Here is a 22,146-nt window from a genome sequence, read left to right as displayed (position 1 = left end):
GCGTCCTTCATCGGCTCCAGTGCCAGGGCATCCACCGTGGACCCTTAGTATCTTGACCCATCTTTCCTATGCGTCTCCTGTCCGCTCACCCGGCCCGCACCCGGAGGTGTGGGGGGCTTGCTTGAGGAGCGCGGTTATTTCGCGTTTCTCTCGCTCTTTCACGCTCGCTTGTCATGCATCCCGCCTCGCTTGAGGCTCAGAAAAGATACAGGCCACACGTGAATCTGTCAACACCCCCTGCCCACGCCACCCTTCATGTCCGTACCTCAACCACTGTGGCCGCCCACCGGAAGGCACGGAACCGGGTGCGCCGGCGGGCGCGCCCCGCCCTGCGTTCCGGCCCCCGACCATGCAGACTGAGGCACATGGCCCGCCCTGATGCCCGCGTCTCCATCCGACTCCACCTTCCGGCGGCCCTGCTGCTGGGCCTGCTCTCCTCACCGGCCCCGGCCATGAAGGTCGCACCGGTCGTGGCAGGCGGCACCCTCTACACAGTGGCGACCATCCAGCCAGGCAGCGACCGGCTCGAACTGCACTGGCTGAACCCCACCACCCGCGCGCCGTACGCCACCTTCACGGAGTTACGGGCGCGGCTGCGCAAGGAAGGGCGCACGCTCACCTTCGCCACCAACAGCGGCATCTACGCGCCGGGCCTGAAACCCCTGGGCCTGCACGTCGAGAACGGACAGACGCTGGTGCCGCTGAACCTGGCCCGCCGCGGCGGGAATTTCGCCCTGCTGCCCAACGGCGTGTTCTGGGTGAAGGGCCGGCAGGTCGGAGTGACCGAGACGCGCCGCTACGCCGCACTCGACCTGCACCCCACCTTCGCCACGCAGTCCGGGCCGCTGCTGCTGCAGGGCGGCAGGATTCACCCGGCCTTCAACCGCGACAGCCTGTCGTTCAAGTTGCGCAGCGGGGTGGGCGTCTGCCGGGACGGGCAGGTCCGTTTTGCCGTCAGTGCCGGGCCGGTGAACTTCTACACGTTCGCGCTGTTCTTCCGGGACACGCTGGGCTGCCCGGACGCCCTGTACCTGGACGGCAGCATCAGCGCCTACGCCAGCGCGGACCGCAGCACGCAACTGGCGGACTTCGCGGGCATCTGGAGCGTCAGCCGCTGAGCGCCTCCGCCGGGTCACACGGCAACCTCCGGAGTCGCCCGGGACGTTCCCAGGCGGCTCCGGAGGCTGCTGCACCGACCGGAACCTGCCCCGCTGACGGCGGGCGCCCGGTTCCGGGGGCACTTATACGGATTCCGTTTGTTTCGTTGACAGATCGGAACATCACCGATCTGTTAACTCCACGTCCGGAACCCGGTTTTCTCCCACTCGCTTCGCTCGGATTGAACGGCCTTGTAAGCCATTCAATCGGAGTCCGTATTACTTCTTGACCGTGAGCGTCACCTTGCTGAGCGGCGCGGCGGCAGCGTCACCCAGGGGACGCACCTCGTAGGAGATGGTGCCCGCGCCGGGTTTGCTCTGGTAACTCCAGCCGCAGGTGGCGTCCAGCGGGATGTCCTTGGTCCCGATGGTGCGGGCACCGCGCTTGACGGTCACGCTGTACCCCGTCCCCTTCCCGACCCCGCCAAAACGGAAGGGTTCACTGACGGTCTGGCCGTCCGTGATGCTGAGGGTGTAGTTCTTGGTGCAGTTTGCGGCACTGGCGCCGGCGGCGGCCGCCGCGATGGACGCGCTGACCTGACCGAGTTCCGCGCCGTCCGGGCCCTTGACCGAGTAGGTGTGAGCGCCGGCGGTCGGACTGGGAACGTCGAACGTCCAGGTGCCGTCCTCACCGACGGTGATCTTGCCGAGGCTGGTGCCGTCCTCGAACAGTTCGAGTTCCTCGCCGGGCTTGCCGGTGCCGTTCATGGTGAAGCCACCCGCCGGGAGTTTCTGGTCAGCCGTGGGGGCGCTGATGCCGAAGGCGGCCGGGGTCGCGGCCGTCCCGGTAGAAGCGGTCCCGGTCGTGCCCGCGTCCGCCGGGGCTTCGCCCGCGACGTTCACCTTGAATTCGCTGCGGACCGGGCCGCTGTTCACGGTGTAGGTGTGCTCGCCCACGGTCGGGGCGGGCAGTTCCGCGCTCCACTTGCCGTTCCCGTCCACCGTGGCGGTCCCCACCTCCTGTCCCTCGTCCTGGATGGTCAGGGTCTCGCCCGCCGGTCCGGTGCCGCTCATGGTGAACGGCTGGGGCGGCAGGTTCGCGTCGGAGGACGGGTTGGTGACCAGGATGCTCGCCGTTCCGTCCGTGACCGGGGCCGGGCCGGCCGTGTCCGCGGACTGACGGTTCACCAGCCAGCAGCCGCCCAGCAGCAGCAGCAACAGCAGCGGAATGATCCACCAGGGGAACCCGCCGCGCCGCTCGCGTTCCGGGGTGACCGGCGGCGCGGGTGCGGCCGGAGCGACCGGCGGCACGCTGGCCCGCACAGCTCCCGGGCCCGTGGCGGCCGCCACGCCCGCCGCGCCTCCCGCACCGAGAAGTGCGCCGAGGCTGCTCAGGCCCGCGGGGAGCAGCCCGGCCAGACTGCCACCCATGCCGCCCAGCAGGCCGCTGAGGCCCGCTGCGCCCAGGTTGCCGTTACGGGCGCGGCGGCCCAGGACCGCCAGTACCATCGGGGTGAGCAGGGCCAGCAGGCGGCCGGCACTCGCGCCGCTGCCGCCCAGCGCCGTGCCCAGGCGACCGGAGAGCTGCTCGACATTGCCGAACAGACCGCCCAGCAACCCGCGCCCCTGTCCCTCGACACGGGCCGTTTCGGCAGCGTCGTTCAGGACGCCCGTGTTCAGGTGCCCGTCACCGGTGGTCAGGGTCTCGAAGGGCCGGCTGAGGTTGAGCAGGTCTGTCGCGCCGGCCTCGGTGCGGCCCTTCTGCACCAGGGCGTTCAGGACGAGCGGCAGGGCGGCCTGCGTGGCGCGGCGCGCGGCGCTGCCGGTGAAGCCGGCGGCGCCGCCGATGCGTTCGGCCGTCTCGCCACCGAACTGCTCCTTCAGGAAGTCGAGTGTGCCCTCGGGGCTCAGGGCGGGCGCGCCGAGCGCCGGGCCATCCATGGAAGGCGCGCCCACAGGCGAAACCGTCGGTGCCGGCACCGGGTTCCCGCCGGGCGTGGGCGGCGTGACGGCGTGCACCGCCCCGCCCAGGGCGGCGCCGGCGCCCGCGCCCAGCAGGCCACCCAGCCCGCCTTTCAGGCCGCCCAGCACCGAGCTGAGGTTGCCGGCGTTCACGCCGCGCTGGCCCAGCACGCTCAGCAGCAGCGGCAGGGCCATGCCCATCAGCTGCTGCGCCTGTCCGGCCGGCACGCCCGCCTGCCCGGCCACGGCCTGCGCGACGCCACCGGAACGGGAGCCCAGCAGCACGGAGCCGAGCAGTTCGCCGGCCTGCTGGAGGTTCTGCGCGCCGTCAGGGGCGTTCAGGGCGTCCTGCACGCTGTCGAACCGCGGCAGGTTCTCGATGGCCTCGGCGATCTGCGCCGGGCCTTCCGGCGTCGCGGCGTGGTCGGCGAGGGCGTCGAGTTGCAGGGGCAGGCCGATCCCCAGGGCCCGCTGGGCGCTGCTCGGATCGAGGCCGGCCGCCTGGCCGAGCCGCGCGGCTCCTTCGCTTCCGAAGAACGATTGAATCAAATCCGTGATGTTCATGACGCCTCCTGGGTCTGTGACACGCTGGCTGGATCAACGCGGCGGAGCGCCGTCCCGGTTCATGGTGCCGAGGGGAGCCGGGGCGGCGGGGACTTCCGCGGCAAGTGTAATTTATTTCACTCCTGCGCGGCGGTTTGGGGAGAAGGGTCCTTACCGTAACATTCATGTTCACCACGCGCCACAACGCATCCTTCAGGCTTCCCGCCTGGCCGCTTCCCCCGGTGGGGGCAGCCGGCCCTCGCCGGGGGAAGCGGTGGAACCGACCGATTCAGCAGCGTCGGTTCAGCGGCCCCGGCAGAACCCAGGGCGTCCCTGAACACTGCCGTCAGGGCGCGCGGCGGTAGGTGCTCTGCACCAGTCCGCTCGGGAAGGCGCACGTGGTCACGTGCTCCCAGTGGCTGTCCGCGTCCAGCGGGCCGAACAGCGGCCGGCCCCGCCCCAGCAGCACCGGCACGCGCGTGACGGTCAGTTCGTCAATCAGACCGGCCCGCAGGAACGCCTGAACGGTCTGCCCACCATCGACATACACGCCGGTGGGCGCGTCACCTGCCGGGCGCGCGCCCAGCTCGGCGGCCAGCCGCTCGACCGGGCCGGGATGAACGCGCAGGTCCGGCCGGTCGGCGGGCAGGTCGGCCGGACCCAGGGAGCGGCTCAGGACCACCGTGGTCTTCCCGGCGTACGGCCAGGGCCTGAAGTCACGCACCGTCTCGAAGGTTCCGCGGCCCATCACGACCACCTGCACGCCCGACAGGAACGCCAGGAACCCGTGATCCTCGCCCGCCGGGGCCGGCACGCCGTCCGGGGACGCGCCGGGCAGCCAGTCGAGTTCCCCGCCGGGCCGCGCGATGAACCCGTCGAGACTCGCGGCGATGAACACCCGGAAGACCGCGCCCGGCCCGCCGGCCATCAGATCTGCCCCAGGTACCGGTCGCGGTACACCACGTACGCCAGCCCCAGCGTGCTGAGCGTGCTGACCAGACTGCTCAGGCCGTAACTGATCAGCGGCAACGTGATCCCGGTCAGCGGCAGCACGCTCAGGGCGGCGCCGATGTTCTCCAGCACCTGAAACCCGATCTGCCCCAGGATCCCGGCGAACAGCACCTGATCCTGCAGGCGCGGCGCCTCACCCGCCATGCCGGCCAGCCCCCAGAACAGCGCGCCGTACAGCACCAGCACCACCACGCCCCCCACGAACCCCTGTTCCTCCAGCCACGTGGAGACCGCGAAATCCGTGTGCGCCTCGGGCAGGAAGCCGTTGTGGGACTGACTGCCCTGCTTGTACCCCTTGCCCTGCAGGCCGCCGCTGCCGACCGCGATGGTGCTCTGGATCACCTGGTACCCGGCGCCACGCGGGTCCTGGTACGGGTCCAGGAAGATGGTCAGCCGTTTCTGCTGGTAGGGTTCCAGGTGCGGGTACAGCACGGTCGGCACCGCGGTCCCGACCGCCAGGGCCGCGAGTACCGCGTGCCAGACCGGGATGCGCGCGGCGAGCAGCATCACGGCGAACATCACGCACAGCACCATCGCCCCGCCGAAATCCTGGATGACCACCAGGGCCAGCGGCGGCAGGAACACCGCCAGCGCCCGCACGTACGTCTTGGCGCCCTTGAATCCCTCGCGCAGCGTGACGGCCAGCATCAGGATCAGCGCGAACTTCAGGATTTCCAGCGGCTGGAACTGCAGCGGCCCCAGCACGATCCAGTTACGCTGCCCGTTCACCTCCTTGCCGATCACGAACGTACTGACCTGCATCAGCAGCGCCAGCCCGTACAGGTACGGCGCGGCGCGGTAGATGCGGTCACGGCCGGCCCACCACATCAGCGCGATGGGCGCGGCGGCCAGGGCCACGCCCAGCAGCTGCTTGCTGAAGATCCCGCTGGACGCGCGGGGGGACAGGGCGGCCGTGCTGACCGTCATCAGGCCCACGACCAGCAGGGCGGCGATCACCACGGGGAAACGCAGGTCGTACTTCAAGGGGCTCTCCGGCAGGCAGGGAAACACGTCACCCCCACAGGCTACGACCTGCCGGGGTGACGTGGATGGGAACGCGGGAAGGCAGACCGCCCCCGGTTGTGGAACACCCGCTCGGTCCGGGCAGGCGAGCCTTACAGGCGGCTCTTGGGGTCGAAGGCGTCGCGCAGGCCGTCGCCCAGGAAGTTGAAGGCCAGCACGGTGATCAGGATCGCGAGGCCCGGGTACACCGCGATGAAGGGGTGTTCCAGCACGACCTCGTTCGCGTTGGAGAGCATGTTCCCCCAGGTGCTGACGGGCGGCTGGATGCCGAAACCCAGGAAGGACAGGGCGGCCTCGCCGAGGATCGCGCCGCCGACGGCCAGGGTGCCGTTCACGATGATCACCGCGACGACGTTCGGCACGAGGTGACGGAACATGATGCGGGCGTCCCCGGCGCCCAGGGCGCGGGCGGCGTCCACGTACTCCAGGTTCTTGAGTTTCAGGACCTCGCCGCGCACGAGCCTGGCGGTGCCCATCCAGCCGAAGAAGGTGAAGATCCCGACGATGATGAACACGCTGGAGTTCGGGTTCTGCCGCAGGGACGCGATGGCGGGAAGGTCACTGACGGCGAACAGGCCGCTGATGGTCAGCTGCAGGGGCAGTTCGGGGATGGACAGCATGACCTCGATGAAGCGGCTGATGGCCGTGTCGGCCCAGCGGCCCAGGAAGCCCGCGAGCAGGCCCATCAGGGTGCCGAGCGCGACGCTGAACAGCGCGACGGTGAAGCCCACGATCAGGCTGACGCGGCTGCCGTAGATGATGCGGGACAGCAGGTCGCGGCCCAGGCTGTCCTGCCCCAGGACGTGCTGCGCGCTGGGCGGCGCGTAGATTCCCGCGAGGTCCTGCGCGTTCGGGTCGTACGGCGCGATGAGCGGCGCGAAGACCGCGGTCAGGATCAGCGCGGCGATCACGATCAGGCTGGCCATGGCGGCCCGGTGGCGGCGCAGGCGGCGCATGGCGATCTGCATGGTCGAGCGGCTCTTGGCGGGGGCGGGCGTGGAGGCGGGCATGGTGGTCATCAGGAGTACCGGATCCGGGGGTCAACGAGGGCGTAGGCGAGGTCGGTCAGCAGCTGGAACACCACGGTCAGGACGGCCAGCATCATCAGGCAGACCATCACCACGTTGAAGTCCTTGCTGACCAGCGCGTCCAGGATGGCCTTGCCCATGCCGGGCCAGGAGAACACGGTCTCGGTGATGACGGCGCCGCCGAACAGGCCGGGGATGCTCAGGCCCAGCAGGGTCACGATGGGCGTCACGGCGTTGCGCAGCGCGTGCTTGTACAGCACCCGGCGGTCGGCGAGGCCCTTGGCGCGGGCGGTGCGCACGTAGTCCTGCGTGAGCGTCTCGAGCATGTTCGCGCGCATGAAGCGCAGCGTGACCGCGATCTCGCGCAGCATCAGGATCATCAGGGGGAGCAGCAGGTACTTCAGCTTGTCGAGCGCCACCGCCCACCACCCGGCTTCCGGGGGCACGTCGCCGCCCAGCCCGCCCGGCGGCAGGGACAGCAGCCCCCCCGTGAGTTGCGGCAGGGAGATCGCGAAGAAGTACAGCGCCAGGGCGCCCACCCAGAACACCGGGGCGCTGACCGCCACGAACGCGAAGAAGGTCAGGATGTAATCCAGCGGCGAGTACTGCCGCACGGCGCTGAAGATGCCCAGCGGCACGGCGATCAGGGTGCTGATGATCAGCGCCGGAACGGTCAGCAGCAGCGTGTTCGGCAGGCGGTTCTGGAACACGTACTCCAGCGCGGGAATCCCGAAGTCCTGCGAGTACCCGAAGTTCCCGGTGACGGCCTGCTTGAGCCAGAAGAAGTACCGGGTGATCCACGGCTGGTCCAGGCCGTAGGAGGCTTTCAGGCGGGCGATGTCCTCCGGGGTGATGTTGCTGTTCCCGAACACCAGCTGATCCACCGGGTCGCCGGGTTGCAGGGCGGTCAGGCCGAAGATCAGCAGGCTGATCACCAGCAGCAGCGGGATCATCTGAAGGACGCGGCGTAATGCGTAGGTTCCCATGTTCGAACTCCTGAAAAAACGGCGCGGGAGGGAAAGCGTGTGTGCCTTCCCTCCCGCGCCCGGTGCCGGGTGGCCCACCCGCGGTGGACGCGCCCGCTGGGGTTACTTCTGCTTGTACTCCTCGACGGCGCCCTTGCTGGCCCAGCCGATGTTCGCGGCGTTCCAGCTGGGGTACTGCGTGATGGCGCTGAAGGTGTAGTTCACGAGGCCCGGGACCTTGGTGTACACGTTCACGCGGAAGTACAGGGGCAGGGAGGGCACCTCGGCGTTCCAGATGGCCTGCATGCGGTCAAAGAGCTTGATGCGGTCGGCCTGGTTGAATTCCACGCGCGCCTGCTTGTACAGCTTGTCGTACTCGGCGTTGCTCCAGCCCGGGTTGTTCTGGCCGGAGTAGCCGTTGGCGGCGGTGGGGATGCCCTCGCTCTTCCAGAGGTTGCCTTCCTCGAAGACGGGGTTGTTCGACCAGGCGTACATGGCCATGTCCCACTTGCCGCTCTCGCCCTTGCTCAGGAAGTCCGGCCCGAAGATGACGCTGGCGGGGTAGTTCTGGATGTTCACCTGCACGCCCACGGCCTTCCACTGCGCCTGGAGGATCTGCTGCACGCGCTCGCGGGTGGAGTTCCCGGCGGTGGTGGAGAAGTTCAGGGTGAGCTTCTTGCCGCCCTTCTGCAGCACGCCGTCGCTGCCGGGCGTCCAGCCGAGCGCCGCGAACAGCTGCTTGGCCTTGGCGACGTTCACGTTGTAGTCGTTGACGTCCTTCTTGTACAGCTTGCTGACCGGCCCGATCCAGCTGTTGGACACCGCCTGCTTGCCCTGGAACAGCGCCTTGGTCAGCGCGTCACGGTCGATGGCGTACAGCAGCGCCTGACGCATGCGGGGATCGTCGAGGTCGAGGTCCTTGGCACGCTGGCCGCGGGCGTTGATGTCGATGTGCTCCCAGACCGCGCCGGACACGAAGTACGTCTTGTACTTGTTGCGTTCGTTGCGGGCGAGGTCGGTGCCCTGGTCGAAGGTCAGGCCGACGGCGCTGACCGCGTCGAGCTGCCCGGACAGGATGTTCACCTTCAGGGTGTTGGTGTTCGGAATGAAGCGGTACGTGACGGTCTGCACGTAGTTGTCCGGGTTCTTCGGCTGGTTCCAGTAGACCGGGTTGCGGGTCATGGTCAGGCTGTTGCCGGTGCGCCACGCGGTGGGTTTGAACGGCCCGGCCACCACCTTGGGCAGGTTGCGGGCGGTGGTGAACGACGAGATGAACTTCTTCCACTCCTCGTTGACGACCTTGGCGTCCTTCTCGTTCTTCGTCTTGGTGTCGAAGGTGTTGAAGGCGCTGCCCATGATATGGCTGGGCGCCAGACCGGGGCTGACCTGATCGGCGAACAGGTAGGGCGGCTCGAAGGTGATGGTGAAGGTGTCCGTGTCGTTGACGGTGATCTTGGCGCGGTCCCAGGGGTCACGGCTGGGCACGGGCACGCGGTCGTCGTTCTCCAGCTTCAGCCAGAACTGGAAGTCGGCGACCTTGATGGGCGTGCCGTCGCTCCACTTGGCGTCCTTGCGGATGGTGTACGTGACGGAGTTGCGGATCACGTCGCCCTTGGCGTCCTTGACGACCTTGTAATCGCCGTTGGCGAGGGTGGGCACGCGGGTGGCGATGTCGGCCTTGGTGTCGCCGTTGTCGTCCTGGTAGGTCAGGCCGGCGCCCATGTACCCGTTGATCTCGCTGGTGATGGCGAGGTTGTTGGTGTTCCAGGGGTCGTAGATGTTCGGCGGTTCCTGCGACGTGCCGACGACGAGGCTGTTGTTAGCAGGTCCTGCGAGCGCGGCGCCGAGGAGGAATGCAGTAAGGGCAAAGGTCTTTTTCATGATGGCCTCCCTGAACACTGGGCTGATGCTGCTGCCCTTTTCCTTGAATGATGAGCGTCAGTATAAGGCCCATTAACGCGCCGTCAAGGGTGGTGCCGACCACCTCGGCCGGGTGGAGGCGCGGGCGGGGTTCATCTTTCGGGTGTACCGGGGGCCCCGCAGGTGCCCGGCGCCAGCCACAACGCGGCGCGCCCCGGCCAGGAAGGACCGGGGCGCGCAGGGAACGGAGTGCGCTGAGTGGAAGACCGTCAGGACTTCAGTGGCTGGAGCAGCCGCCCGCGCCCTCGCCGTCCGGGGACTGCGAGCCGTCCGTGCGGAACGACGAACCGCAGCCGCAGGCGGAGGTGGCGTTGGGGTTGTTCACGGTAAAGCCGCCACCCATCATGTTCTCGACGAAATCCACCTCGCTGCCGCGCAGCAGGGGCAGGCTCATGCGGTCGACGAGCAGTTTCACGCCGCGGTCGTACACGATGGTGTCGCCTTCGAGCTCACGGTCGTCGATGGCCATGCCGTACTGGTAGCCGCTGCAGCCGCCGCTCTTGATGAACACGCGCACGCCGGCATTCTCCTTGCCGCTGTTGGCGAGGATGCCCTGGGCTTTCTGCGCGCCGAATTCGCTGATGCTGATCTCGCGGGCGGGAATGCCGCCGCTGGTGTCCTGGGTGGTCGTCGCGGTCATGCGTGAAGCGTAACACCATTCGAATAATAAAAAGGTGCCTGGAAGGCAAAGTTCCTCCCGCACCCCGGACCCGGCCGGCACCGCCCGGCTTACATTCCTTGAGCGTCCCGCTGTTAAGATGGAGGCATGACGAACCCCTATGCCGAGTGGTTCGAGCAGCTCCGCAGTGAGTACGGCGAGCAGCTCCGGGCCATGCCCCTCCCCGACGGACTGCCGGAACACCTGCGGACCCTGATCAACTCGAACGACGAGGACGCCATCCAGTTCATGATCAAACTGGCCTGGCAGTTCGGCGCGCAGGTCGGCTACGCCGCCGGCACCCGCCAGGGCGCCACGCCCGCCGCGAACATCCCCAGCACGCCCCGCGTTCAGGCCTGACCCACCCCTGACCACACCCGCCGTCTCCCACCCGGAGGCGGCGTTCTTCCTTATCCCGCCAGCGGCCCGGCAGCCCCCTGCCCGTGACCACGAAGCCCCCCTCCTGCGGATGGTGACCCCCCTTCCATCATCAGTGCAGTCCGGACCGGGGCGCACTCCAGCACCCCACGGCGGGATCCGGGTCCGGCAGCAGGCCCCGCGCGATCAGTTCACGAAGGGTCACGCGGGCCAGTTCCGCCAGCGCCTCGGGCGGGGCGTCGGCAGGGGACAGGCCGCCCAGGTTCAACCGGCGCGCCTGATCACTCAGAAGGTGGGCAAGGTCATCCATCGGTTCAGTCAAGCACAGGCGGCCCCACGCCAGACGTCAAAGAGAACCTCCGCCCAGGTGCGCGACCCGGGCGGAGGTGACCGTCAGGCGGCGCTGATCAGTCGTCGGCGTGGGCGTGGGCGAGGCTTTCGCGCTCGTCCGCTTCACGCAGGGCGCGGATGCCGCGCACGATGCCCAGCACGGCGAAGTACGACACAGTGGGAATCAGGAAGGTGAGGATCCACAAGATGGTGTTGGCATTCGCGGTGGTCAGCAGTCCCGAGCTGATCAGTTCTGGTTTGTAACCGGCAACCGATAGCACAATCATCATTGCGAAGAATGCCACACCTGCTGCCAGCCGCACCGGGTGGTTGGTGGGGTTCTCAGCGTAGTATTGGTTCTCGGTGGTCCGGTCCAGCATGGGAACAGCGAACATCAGGCCCATGACGATACCAGGAAGCACCAGCGCGCCCACAAACTCAGCACCGATCAGGCCACCGAACAGGTGCCATTCGAAGCTGGGAATGATGGCCAGAGCGCCAAAGACCCACAGCAGGTACCAGTCGGGCTTGATGTTGTTGATAGGCGTGGTGCTGGGCGGACCAAAGAACTCGACCGGGTGAACCGGCACGAAAGCGGCAAACAGCATGACCAGACCGGTGAACATAAGGGCCAGGATCAGCATGATGGGGGTTTGCTGAGTCATGAGCGGCACGCCCACGATCTTCTTGTAGGCCAGACGCTTGGCGTACTGCGGCTGCGTGTGCTTCTGCTTGATCATGATCAGCATGTGCGCGCCGGTCAGGGCCAGCAGGATGCCGGGCAGCAGCATGATGTGATACCCGTAGATGCGAGGGATGATCCCGGCGCCGGGGAATTTTCCGGCGAAGGCGGCTTGCGCGACCCAGTCGCCCACCCAGGGGATGGATGCAGTGATGGCATACACGACCTTCACGGTGTTGTAGGCGTAGTTGTCGTAGGGCAGAATATAGCCAGTCACGGCCGTCAGTGCGGCGAAGATCAGCAGCAGCATGCCGATCCACCAGTTGATCTCACGGGGTTTCTTGAACGCGCCCGTAAAGTAGATGCGCATCATGTGAATCACGGCAGCTGCGACCATGATGTTCGCCATCCAGTGGTGCAGGCGGCGCAACATGTCTCCAAAGGGCATAGCATTGATCTTCAGTGCTGAATGGTAGGCAGCTGGCACCAGATTCGGTTTGGTGGCCGTACCGGGATCGAAGGTGTTCACGACCAGAGAGTTGCTGGGCTCGTACGCCAAGGCCAGCAGGATGCCGGTGATAATCAGAACGATCAGCGAGAAAAGCGTGATCTCGCCTAAGAAGAACGAGTGATGCACCGGGAAGGCTTTGCGCAGGAACTTGTCGTTCAGGCGCGAGATGTGCAGACGTTCGTCAAGCCACTGGTTCATGCGAGCTGCTCCTCCACTTCCTTCTTGAATTTTTCCCACTCATCCTCGCTGAGGAAGGGGTACGGCATGCTGGCAAAGAAGTCAGCCACGACAAGCTTGTCCCCTTCCAACTTAATGGGCAGCTGGGCCAACGGACGGGGGGGTGGTCCGCCGATGACCTTGCAGCCACGTTTAGGATCGTATTGACCGGAGTGGCAGGGGCATTTCATGCCGTCGCCTTGGTCGCTGTCGCTGACTGAGCATCCGGCGTGGGTACAAATATCGCTGTAGGCGACGATCTCGCCGTCCACGGTAGCATCAAGCTTGGTGGGTTCCACGATCTGTCCCTTAGGGAAACGATACAACGCCAAGATGTTATTCGGTTCTCCCTTACGGATGACGTTATTACCGTCCTTATCCTTGCCCATAGGCCAAGCGCGTACCAGCTTGTCACTGAGTTCGCTTACCTTGATCAGCTGGCCTTCCTTGCTCTCCTCGGCGTGGACGAGCACGTCCCCCTTGACAGGTGGGGCTTTGTCCGGTGTTAGGCGGAAGACGGGGTTGGCTGTGCCCAAGGCACTCACGAGACTGACCGTACCGACGGCAGCGGTGGTACCCATGGCGACATTGATGAACTTGCGGCGCGTAATTTCGGGATCCTGTTTCTTATAACGGGTCATGATTCAAACCTCTTGCCTGTGGGGCGGTGAGCAGCCAGGAGCGGGGCGCTTACCAGGGGAATTCGCCGCTGGCATCCTCGACCAGCACCTCGCCGTCCATGAAGTACTTCTTGTACAGGCCAATACTTGCTGCGATCATCAGCAGGATCATCGCGGCGTAGAAGCCTTCGGCAGTCACGTTCGGCATGACCGGTTCCTTGGCACCCCAACCGGCGTAATCGGTGACCATCTGACGCACGAACAGCACGCTGAACAGGATGCTCAGGCCCAGGGTGGTCAGAATGCCCAGGGTCGCCAGCGGGGTGGAACGGACCTTGTGAATGCCGGGATGCAGTTCCAGGCCCTCGGCCCAGACGCTGTACAGGCCGATCAGGCCGTAGGTGAGCAGCACTAGAATGAAGGTACCCAGGAAAATCTCAGGCAGTTTGAGATCCTCAGGCACAAACCGGCTGCGGTTCTTCAGCACGGCCGGATCCACCTTGGTCTGCCCCTCGGCAACCGTGGCGGGCGTCAGGGGTTCTTCGATCTTGTTGCCCCAGGAGTTCAGGACGTAGTTCGCGACCGCGTAGACCTCATTCTCCTTGAGCTTGTCACCGAAGGCGGGCATGCCGCCCTTGCCCTTGACGATGATGGTGTGGACGTAGACCGGATCCTTCAGGATCTTCTCGTCGCCGGCCAGCGCAGGACCCACGCCGCCCTGACCGTTTATACCGTGACAGCCGGCGCACCCGCCGGTCTGCTCGAATACGGTCTTCCCGACCGTGGGGTACTCCTTGCTGATGTTCGCCACGACCGCCGGGTCCACCACCACAGGCTCCGGTGCCGTTTCCTTGTTGAACAGGAACAGCAGGATGATCCACATGATGGCCGCACTGACGATGGCGACCCAGGGCATGACAGCGTCGTTTCTTTCCACGTTCCCTCTCCCTCAGCGTGAAGTGGCCTTATCGTCCCCGCCGCGTGGCGGATGGAACCTCTTCTACGGAAAAATGGCCTTCGTTCTGAAGTGGCCTGTTGCGGGTCAGCATAGCACGCACCGAATGCGTTCCCAGCGGTGTTTTAAGTGCTGCCCGCGAGACTTCGGTATCGTTCATACTGCACCTTACCGAGCGGTTAAATGTCCCCGTGGCCCCCCGGCGCCACCCACGGAGCGTCCACCCGACCCAGCCGCGCCAGCAGCGGCCAGAGCGCCCCTGCCAGGGCCGTCACATCCCGGTTCTGCGGATGCTCACGCGGGTCCGCGCCGCCCTCGGACAGCAGCGCCACCACCAGGGGCCGGGGCGTGAACACCACACCCACGTCATGGTGAACGCCCGTCAACTCGCCGCTCTTGCTGGCCACGCGGTACAGCGGCGTGCCGTCCGGGTGGGCCGGGACGCCACGGCCGATCAGGTCACGGTACTGCTGCCGTTCCAGGATGCCCAGGGCCAGCGCCGTGTGCGCCGGGTCGAGCAGGTCGCCCGCCAGCAGGCGGCCCAGCAGCTGCGCCTGATCACGGGCGCACACGGCGTTGCGCTCCCCGCGCCGCTGCGCCTCGTTCCGCTGCTCTGGCGGCAGCTGCAGCTTCCCGACCAACCGCGTGCCGGTCAGCCCCTGCGCGGTCAGCCAGTCGTTCACGGCCGCCACGCCCAGCCGCTCGATGGTCAGGTTCGTGGCGGTGTTGTCACTGACGATGATCATCAGGGTCAGTGCGTCCTGCCAGGACAGCGCCAACCCCGGCCCCAGTTCGTGCAGCACCCCGGCCCCCGGCACGCGGTCGGCCGCCTGCACCGTCACCCGGTCCGCCAGGCTCAGGTCGCCGCGCTGCGCGGCCTGCAACGCCATGACCAGCAGCGGCACCTTGATCGTGCTGGCCGCCGGGAACACCCGGTCCCCGTTCAGGACCGCCAGGGGCTGGCCGTCCAGCGTGCCCACCCACAGGCCCACCGTTCCGGAAAACCCGGCGCCGCGCAGCCGGGCCCCGAACGCCGCCAGGGCCTGCGCTTCTTCCGGCCCTCCCCTCCCCCGCATCATGTCAGTCCGGGAGGATCAGGCCGGCCAGCGCCGCGAACGGGTGCGCCGTTCCCACCGGGCGCAGCGTGCAGAAGGGCGGCCCGCCGTCCGGTTCCACGCGGTGCGGGCAGGTGGGGCACTCCGGGAACGCCTGATCGGTGTACGCGAGGTCCGGTTCGGTCGTCTCGATCACCCACTCGCGCGCGCACCCGGCGCGGAAGGTCACGGGCGCCGCCACCTTCGCGCGGCTCATTCGAGGTTCGCGATTCCCTCGCGGATGGCGTACAGCGCCGCCTGCGTGCGGTTGTTCAGTTGCAGCTTCGTGAAGATCTCGCTGAGGCGGTTGCGGACCGTCTTCTCGCTGATGTCCAGGCGCAGCGCGATGTCCTGGTTCGAGAAGCCCTGCGCCAGCAGTTTCAGGATCATGGTCTCGCGTTCGTTCAGGTCGGCGTGCTTCTCGCTGGGCAGTTCCTCGCGCTTGTCCCGGAAGTCGTCGAGGACGTTCTGGGCCATGTCGGCGTCCAGCAGCGCCTCTCCCGCCGCGACCCGCCGGATCACGTCCAGCAGCGTGGTCGCGTCGGCGTCCTTGAGGACGTAGCCGCGCGCCCCGGCCTTGACGGCCTCGAACACGTAGCGGTCCTGGCGGTACATGGTGATCATGATCACCCGCGCCGCCGGGTCGATCTCTAGGATGCTCTGCGTGGCCTTCACCCCGTCGAGTTCCGGCATCTGGATATCCATCAGGATCACGTCCGGGTGGGTGTCGGCCGCGTAGCGGATCGCCTCGCGGCCGTTGGCGGCCTCCCCGATGACGCGCATCCCCTCGGATTCCAGCAGGCTGCGCAGTCCCTGACGGAACAGCGCGTGATCGTCCACGAGCAACACGCGAATCATGCCCGCAGTGTAGGCCACCGCCGCCACCGGAACAGGACGAAGGCCCCCAGGTCCGGCCTGCAGCAAAACTGTAAGCCCCGACCCGCTAGACTGACCGACGTGATCACCTGGTTCGATGCCCTGCTCGTCACCCTCTGGGCCGTCCTGACCGCGCTGGGCGCCCGGCGCGGCCTCGCCGGACTGGCCTGGGGCGTCGCGGGCGTCGCCGTGTGCTTCCTTGCCAATTCGCTCGGGGCCGGTGCGCCCGCCGCGCTGATCCTCGCGGTCCTGCTGGCCTTCGGCACCGCCGCCGCCATCGGCCGCCTGATCCCCGCCCCCCTCGAACAACCCTGGCATCTGGGCGCCGGTGCGCTCGGCGGGTTCCTGCTGGGCGGCCTGCTGATCTCCACGGTCGCCCTGGGCTTCCCGATGGACGTGAAGGTCGACGCCCGCGGCACCCGCGCCACCTACCCGTCCGCCAGCCTGCCGCCCGCGCTGTACACCGCCGTGCGCAACTCCGCCCTGCAGGGCAGCCTGCGCAGCGTCTGGAGTGGCGGCGCCGCCCTGAAAACCCTGGTGATCCCCGACCAGACCCGCTGACCCGGGTGATACGAACGGCCAGCCAGAGCCGTTCTCCAAAGGGAGGCACCGGAAGAACAGACGTCCGGCGCCTCCCTTCTCTGCTTTGCGGCTGTGCCAGTCCATCCGGCCCGTCCACCTTCACCCGCTCTCCTGCGGAGCGTTATACGAATTCCGTTTATTTCGTTGACAACCCGGGACAGCACCGATCTGCCAACTCCACGTCCGGAATCCGTTTCTCTCCTACTCTGCGGAGCAGCTCTACGAGTCGCATCCGCTCGGATTGAATGGTCTTTGCAGCCCATTCAATCGGAGTCCGTATGATACGGATTCCGTTTGTTTCGTTAACAACCCGGGACAGCACCGGGTTGCCAGCGCCACGTCCGGCAGGCCCCGCTCTGCTCCCACTCGCCCTGCTTCGCAGCTCCGCGCGTCCACCCGGATGGAATGGTCTGCCCAACCCGTTCCATCGGCGTCCGGATCACTCGGGCTGCGCGGCCGGCGTCTGCGCGTGCGGGCCGTCCGCCCACTGACTCAGCACGGTCGCCACCACGACCAGCAACCCCCCCAGCGCACCCCGCACGCCCACCTGCTCGCCGATCAGCAGGAAACTGAACAGCGTGGCCGTGACCGGCTCCAGCGCGTAGATCAGGCTGGCGTTCGCGGCGCTGACGGTCCGCTGCCCGACCGTCTGCATCAGGGTCGTGGCGGCCGTGGCCACCACCCCCAGGTACAGCAGCGGTCCCCACGCGCCCGCCGGAGGCCACAGCTGCCCGGGCGCCGCCACGGCCGCCCACACCCACGCGAGCGCCGTGACGCCCAGCACCTGCACCAGCGTGAACGGCAGCGCCGCATGCCGGTGCGCCATGCGCTCCAGCGTCACGATGAACCCCGCGTACGTCACCGCGCACCCCAGCGCCCAGACGTCACCCACGACCAGCGCCCCGCCCTCCCAGGACAGCATGGCCAGCCCCGCGACCGCCAGCGGCAGCGCCGTCCACAACAGGAGCGGCATGCGGCGGCGCTGCGCGGCCACCAGCCACACCGGCACCAGCACCACGCTGAGCGCCGTGAAGAACGCCGCGCGGTTCGCGCTGGTCGTCTGCAGCGCGATGGTCTGCGTGCCGTACCCCGCGATCAACCACGCGCCCAGCACCGCCCCGTCCCGCCACAGGCACGCCCGCCACGCCCCGCTCCTTCCGGCACTGCCTGCAGGGGCGGAGGCCGCCGCGCCGGGCGTGCGCCACAGCAGCAGGGGCAGCAGGGCCACCGACGCGATCAGGAACCGCCACGCGATCAGCACCGACGCCGGCAGGGTCTCCCCGAGCGTCTTCACGACCGCGAAGGTACTCCCCCACAGACACGTCACCAGAATGAGCAGCAGAACCCCACGCGCCTGAACCGACATGCCCGCGATTGTAGAGCCCGGCAGCAGCAACAGGCTCCCCACGCGGGAGAGCCTGTCCAGGAAGACCGCCAGGCCGGGCGTCAGCGGATGGTGGCCTGGAAGCAGACGCGGCCCGACTCACCGGCCGCCAGGGTGCCCAGCGCGACCGTCATGGTGCCGCGCCCGTAGGTGCCGCCCGAGGTGGTCAGGCTGCCAGCGTCGGCATCGGCGGCGCTGCTGCTGTAGGAGGTACTTGCGCCGCGCGTGAGTTTCACGCCGAAGCCGGTCGCGGCGCTGGGCTCATCCGCGTCGTAGGCGGTGGTCAGGGCGTTCGTGTTGCTGGGGACATGATCGACCAGCACGAAGTTCGGCAGGGCCGCGCCTCCCTCGTTGCGGAAGTCGATGCAGTACTCCAGGACCTCGTCGGGCAGGCCGCCGCCAGACGTTCCGAACAGGGAGTTCTTCGTGACGTTGCGGACCTCCTTGGCCAGCACGGCAAGGATGAAGGCCGTGTTGACCGTGGCCGAGGTGTCGTTTCCGGGAACAGTGTCCCCTGCCGTCGAGACCGCCGCAGTGTTCGAGACCTGCTTCACGCCTGAGCTTCCCTGGATCTGCGCGGCGGTCGGGGCGGTGACCTCTACGGTCAGGGTCTGCGCTCCGCCGGCAATCAGCGCCGGGAGGGTCCAGGTGACTGTGCGGGTCCCGACCACGTAGGTGCCTCCGGCAGAGGCACTTTTGAAGGTCAGTCCGGTGGGCAGTACGTCACGGACCGTGACGCTGCCGGCGTCCTTGTCGCCCACGTTCGATACGACCAGAGTGTAGATTATGCTCTGGTCCGGCTTCGCCGGGTCCGCCGGCTGCGCGAAGGCGGGTCCGGTCTTTGTAACGGTAACGTCGGGGGCGGCCATGCGGGTGACGGTGGCGTCGTTCGGGGCGGTCGTGGCAGGATCGTCGGTGAGAACCGTCAGATCGCTGCCGTTGTCACGGTAAGTGGTGATGCCCTGGTTGCTGACCTGGGTGGGTTCCGGAGAGGTGTTTACCCGCACCCGGAACGTGATCACGGCCTCGCGGTCCGAATCGTCCGCCGGCGTGACGTCAGCGAGCAGGGTGCCGCTGGGTTGTCCGGCACTGCTGATGAGCTGCGGGGCGGGGGCGTATGGCATGACCCCCCCGGCAGCATCGGACACCAGGATGCCGTTCAGGAAGGTTGAACCGGGAACGTAGGTGGTGCCGGCCGGAATCTGGTCACTGAACTTGGTGTTGCCTGCGGCGATGGAGCCGGAGTTTCGCACCACGATGCGGTATTCCAGCGTGTCACCGGGCCGGACCGGGGTGCCAGCGCTGCCCGCGACCTTGCGGGCTGCCTTGGTAGCAGTGACCGTGCGGTTAAATGTGGGGAATGAGCAGCTGGTGAGGTCAGTGCTGCCAGAGGAAGCGCTACCCACTGGGGTGGCCGTGAAGGCCCGCAGGTCCACGCTGATCATGCGGCCGCTGCCTCCCCGCCCGAACAGCCCGTTGGGGGTGCTGGCGAACCCACCGTACCCGCCGATAATGTCAGCGTCGCTGAGACGCCCCAGGTAGATCATCTGGCCGGTGTTCGGCTCGACCTCCCAGAAGTCGAGCTGCCCGTCGGCCTGGGAACTCAGCAGGAAGAGGTTGCCACGGTCATCTGCGAAGAAGTCGCCGCTCGCCCCCACGGTCGGAGCGGTGGCCGGCACCACGGTCAGCGGAATCGCGCTGGACACTGTGTAGGGACTGGTAGTGGCGAAGCGGTAGAGGTTGCCGCCTCCGTCCATCACGTACCCGATCCCGGTGGAGGTGATCGCCATGCGTACGTAGCGGCCGGTGGTGGTCGGCAGAGTCGGCCCTTCCTGCCAGGTGCTGCTGGCAACATCGAAAATCAGCAGGCGGGTATCGACGTCACGCACCACGAAGAACCGGCTGCGGTCCGGGGTCAGGGCCAGTGTGGCGGTGTACCCAGGGCGGGGAGTGGCTTCTAAGGTGGCAGGAATCAGGGTCACCACGTCGCCGAGCGTGTTGGTGGTGTCGTTCAGCGAGCGGATCTCGGTGCCGTTGTTGTTGGTGGTGAAGTCACCCCCGGTCGTGGCGTACAGGTTGGGACATGTCACCTGTGCCACGATGGCCGTGTCAACAGCGCTGCTGTTGTTGGCCGTCACGGAATCCGTGATGGAGGCAGGTGGCGAAACGGTGGCCCGGTTGGTGACGATCCCACCGGTGGTGGCCCGGCCCGTCACGGTGAGGGTGACATAGTCGGTGTCGGGGGTGGTGGCACTCCCGCCATCTACTGGCAGGTTGACGGTGACGCTCACGCTGTTGCCGGTTCCACTGGCCGACGCACAGGTCGCGCCGCCGCTGCCCACGCAGGTCCAGCTGACCCCGGTGACATTCGCGGGCACAGGGTCGGCCAGCGTGGCGGCACTGACCGGCAACACGCCGTTGTTCCAGGCCCGGATCACGTAGCTGAAGGTGTTGCCCTGGGGGGCCGTCGCCGGCCCGGTCTTTGCGACCGCCAGATCGGCCGAGTTGACAGAGTCGGTATCCGTGACCGTTCCAGTGGGACTGGGATCGACAGTCCCACTGGGCAGGGTGGCCGTCACGCTGTTGGCGACGCTGCCCGAGGTGGCCGTGACACTGGCCGTGAGGGTCAGGGTGATGCGGCCGCCCGCCGGGAGGGTCGGCACCGTCACGCCACTTTCCAGAGTGGCGGTGGTCACAGCGGGACACACAGCTCCACTGCTGGAAGCGCAGCTGACGGCCGTCTTGGTCAGGCCAGGCGCGGCCGGGTCGCGCAGCACCGTCCCGTTGGCGCTGGCCGGGCCGTTGTTGGTCAGCACGATGGTATAGGTGGTCACACTGGGCCCCGCGAGGCCGTTTACGCCGTTGCTCTTGCTGAGGGTGAGGTCGGCCCGCGACAGCTCGACGAGAACCGCAGTCGGGGACAGGGCGGCGGTCTGGTTCTGGGTCACACTGCCGGCCGGCACGCCGGGCCAGCCCGTCGTCGAACGGACCGAGGATACGAACGCCGTGCTCTCGTCCACGTTGTCACTGAGGACGGCACTGACACCGGTGGCCGTGGCCGAGGCCTGGTTATTGAGCGTGGTGGAGGCAGTGACCGTACCCACCCGGACCGGAATGTCCACGCGAATACTGCCGCCCGCCGCCAGGGTCTGTCCCGTCGCCAGCAGGTTACCGACAGCGCCTGCACCCCCGGTGTACCCCGCGTTGCGTGCGGCGGTGTTCTGCGTGCCGTCGATCCAGACCGTCTGGCCCCCAGTGGCGGTGATGGTCAGGCCAGCTGGCAGGGGATCGCTAATCTGGAAGCTGGAGGCGGCCGCGTTGCCGGTGTTTGTGTAGACCACGGTATAGGTCAGCGTGTCGCCCGCTGAGATGTCCCCACTGCCATCCGCGTCGGTGGTTAGACGCACCGATTTGAAGCCGTCGAGCAGCGGCTGGCGCAGGACCGCGTCTGGCCGGAAGAAGTCGAAGGCAGTCAGGCGACCTCCTGCCGTGGAACCACTGGTACCGGTGCGCGCCCCATAGATCAGGCGGAAACTGGAGGCCGCGGTGTAAAAAGCGCTGCCCTTGTAGGGGTCACCGGTGGAAATGTTTGGCTGCCCCGCAGTCGCCCCCTGGTACTGTGTTCCCCCCGCCACGGCCGTGCTGGCTGTCAGCGTGGTTCCCGCCGACAGTCCGGTGGCGGAAGCTCCCACGAACTCCACGAACTCCCGCAGAGTTCCGCCGTCCCCGTCGGTATCGAAGGAAGTGACCCAGAACGTGCCGGGCAAGGTGATGGTACTCGTCCCGACAGCCGGCACGGGCCCACCCGAGCGCACCACATCGAAAGTAAAGCCGGCCCAGCCGGTCACGTTGGCCGTCGTCTGGGTGGGCCGGACCGTGGGCGCCAGAAACTGGTCAGCAGAGGCGACCGGCGCCGTTCCGCTCAGCGTGGGACCTGCATTGTCCACGGTTGTGTCGAGCGTGGCATTTACCAGATCGGACACTGTCACGATGATGTCGCGCTGCAGGCTTGAGCCGGCTGCCTCGCCCACGATCACATTGTTGAAACGGCAACGACTGTTGAGGGTCAGGGCACACGCGCCGCCAGTGACGTTCACCCCACCGGTGAACTGAAGGTCCAGCCCCGCCGCCCGCGCCGGACCCGACAGGGCAATCAGGCAAAGCAGCGCCAGACCGGAGGTCCAGAGAAGCCGGAAAAAGGCCCGTGAATCCAGGGGCCACCAGGAATGGAACGGTTGCATCATGTTAGAAGCCTCTCAGAGCGTCTCAGGGAAGGACAGACCTGGCCATCCTGCCGGGTAGGTTCTTGCG

The 22,146-nt window shown here is 67.4% G+C and carries 19 protein-coding genes; 3 read left to right on the top strand and 16 right to left on the bottom strand.

The window, feature by feature from the left end; genetic code table 11:
- Positions 1 to 365: 365 nt before the first annotated feature.
- Positions 366 to 1,118, top strand: a complete 753-nt coding sequence (locus ABDZ66_RS11090) for a phosphodiester glycosidase family protein (RefSeq protein WP_425544425.1) — start codon at positions 366 to 368, stop codon at positions 1,116 to 1,118.
- 258 nt (positions 1,119 to 1,376) lie between these two features.
- Here ABDZ66_RS11090 and ABDZ66_RS11085 read toward each other — a convergent pair whose 3' ends face one another.
- From ABDZ66_RS11085 to ABDZ66_RS11055, 7 genes are all read right to left on the bottom strand, one after another.
- A complete protein-coding gene (locus tag ABDZ66_RS11085) occupies positions 1,377 to 3,623 on the bottom strand; it encodes a DUF937 domain-containing protein (protein ID WP_343758808.1) in 2,247 nt (748 codons plus the stop codon).
- Between the two features lie 325 nt (positions 3,624 to 3,948).
- On the bottom strand, positions 3,949 to 4,530 hold the full coding sequence (locus ABDZ66_RS11080; protein WP_343758806.1) for a dihydrofolate reductase family protein: 582 nt from the start codon (positions 4,528 to 4,530) through the stop codon (positions 3,949 to 3,951).
- On the bottom strand, positions 4,530 to 5,597 hold the full coding sequence (locus ABDZ66_RS11075) for an FtsW/RodA/SpoVE family cell cycle protein (protein WP_343758804.1): 1,068 nt from the start codon (positions 5,595 to 5,597) through the stop codon (positions 4,530 to 4,532). The genes ABDZ66_RS11080 and ABDZ66_RS11075 overlap by 1 nt, the downstream gene beginning before the upstream one ends.
- Before the next feature lie 131 nt (positions 5,598 to 5,728).
- Positions 5,729 to 6,655: an ABC transporter permease gene (locus tag ABDZ66_RS11070; RefSeq protein WP_343758802.1), complete on the bottom strand. Its 927-nt coding sequence runs from the start codon at positions 6,653 to 6,655 to the stop codon at positions 5,729 to 5,731.
- Positions 6,655 to 7,650 carry an ABC transporter permease gene (locus tag ABDZ66_RS11065; RefSeq protein ID WP_343758800.1) on the bottom strand — a complete coding sequence of 332 codons (996 nt, stop codon included), beginning with the start codon at positions 7,648 to 7,650 and terminating at the stop codon, positions 6,655 to 6,657. The genes ABDZ66_RS11070 and ABDZ66_RS11065 overlap by 1 nt, the downstream gene beginning before the upstream one ends.
- Positions 7,651 to 7,752: 102 nt before the next feature.
- A complete protein-coding gene (locus ABDZ66_RS11060; protein ID WP_343758798.1) occupies positions 7,753 to 9,510 on the bottom strand; it encodes a peptide ABC transporter substrate-binding protein in 1,758 nt (585 codons plus the stop codon).
- Between the two features lie 256 nt (positions 9,511 to 9,766).
- Complete coding sequence (locus ABDZ66_RS11055; RefSeq protein ID WP_343758795.1) at positions 9,767 to 10,189, bottom strand: HesB/IscA family protein; 423 nt, start codon at positions 10,187 to 10,189, stop codon at positions 9,767 to 9,769.
- 126 nt (positions 10,190 to 10,315) lie between these two features.
- Between ABDZ66_RS11055 and ABDZ66_RS11050 the strand changes: the two genes are divergently transcribed.
- Positions 10,316 to 10,567, top strand: coding sequence for a DdrH (locus ABDZ66_RS11050; protein WP_343758793.1), 252 nt, complete (start codon positions 10,316 to 10,318; stop codon positions 10,565 to 10,567).
- Between the two features lie 130 nt (positions 10,568 to 10,697).
- On the opposite strand, the gene ABDZ66_RS11045 is transcribed toward ABDZ66_RS11050, so the two are convergent.
- From ABDZ66_RS11045 to ABDZ66_RS11015, 7 genes are all read right to left on the bottom strand, one after another.
- Positions 10,698 to 10,895, bottom strand: a complete 198-nt coding sequence (locus ABDZ66_RS11045) for a hypothetical protein (protein WP_343758791.1) — start codon at positions 10,893 to 10,895, stop codon at positions 10,698 to 10,700.
- Positions 10,896 to 10,992: 97 nt separating this feature from the next.
- Positions 10,993 to 12,306, bottom strand: coding sequence for a cytochrome b (locus tag ABDZ66_RS11040; protein ID WP_343758789.1), 1,314 nt, complete (start codon positions 12,304 to 12,306; stop codon positions 10,993 to 10,995).
- Positions 12,303 to 12,965: a Rieske (2Fe-2S) protein gene (locus ABDZ66_RS11035; protein WP_343758787.1), complete on the bottom strand. Its 663-nt coding sequence runs from the start codon at positions 12,963 to 12,965 to the stop codon at positions 12,303 to 12,305. Before ABDZ66_RS11035 ends, ABDZ66_RS11040 begins: the two co-directional genes overlap by 4 nt.
- 49 nt (positions 12,966 to 13,014) lie before the next feature.
- On the bottom strand, positions 13,015 to 13,881 hold the full coding sequence (locus ABDZ66_RS11030; protein ID WP_343758785.1) for a c-type cytochrome: 867 nt from the start codon (positions 13,879 to 13,881) through the stop codon (positions 13,015 to 13,017).
- A 197-nt stretch (positions 13,882 to 14,078) separates the two neighbouring features.
- Entirely contained in the window at positions 14,079 to 14,978 is a 900-nt protein-coding gene (locus ABDZ66_RS11025; RefSeq protein ID WP_343758783.1) for a serine hydrolase, read from the bottom strand.
- A gap of 1 nt (position 14,979) precedes the next feature.
- Complete coding sequence (locus tag ABDZ66_RS11020) at positions 14,980 to 15,210, bottom strand: hypothetical protein (RefSeq protein WP_343758781.1); 231 nt, start codon at positions 15,208 to 15,210, stop codon at positions 14,980 to 14,982.
- The gene (locus ABDZ66_RS11015) at positions 15,207 to 15,851 is read right to left on the bottom strand and encodes a response regulator transcription factor (RefSeq protein WP_055362301.1); all 645 of its coding nucleotides are present in this window, start codon (positions 15,849 to 15,851) and stop codon (positions 15,207 to 15,209) included. Before ABDZ66_RS11015 ends, ABDZ66_RS11020 begins: the two co-directional genes overlap by 4 nt.
- Before the next feature lie 99 nt (positions 15,852 to 15,950).
- On the opposite strand from ABDZ66_RS11015, the gene ABDZ66_RS11010 reads away from it, so the two are divergent.
- Positions 15,951 to 16,430, top strand: a complete 480-nt coding sequence (locus tag ABDZ66_RS11010; protein ID WP_343758777.1) for a hypothetical protein — start codon at positions 15,951 to 15,953, stop codon at positions 16,428 to 16,430.
- Positions 16,431 to 16,890: 460 nt separating this feature from the next.
- Here the strand turns inward: ABDZ66_RS11010 and ABDZ66_RS11005 are convergent, their stop codons facing one another.
- On the bottom strand, positions 16,891 to 17,817 hold the full coding sequence (locus tag ABDZ66_RS11005) for a DMT family transporter (RefSeq protein WP_343758775.1): 927 nt from the start codon (positions 17,815 to 17,817) through the stop codon (positions 16,891 to 16,893).
- Positions 17,818 to 17,897: 80 nt separating this feature from the next.
- Positions 17,898 to 21,932 carry a beta strand repeat-containing protein gene (locus ABDZ66_RS11000; RefSeq protein WP_343758773.1) on the bottom strand — a complete coding sequence of 1,345 codons (4,035 nt, stop codon included), beginning with the start codon at positions 21,930 to 21,932 and terminating at the stop codon, positions 17,898 to 17,900.
- Between the last annotated feature and the right edge of the window lie 214 nt (positions 21,933 to 22,146).

This window comes from Deinococcus depolymerans (genome assembly GCF_039522025.1).
Lineage (GTDB): Bacteria > Deinococcota > Deinococci > Deinococcales > Deinococcaceae > Deinococcus > Deinococcus depolymerans.
The sequence above is the reverse complement of the archived record's forward strand: the minus strand, read 5'-3'. Positions and strand labels throughout refer to the sequence as shown.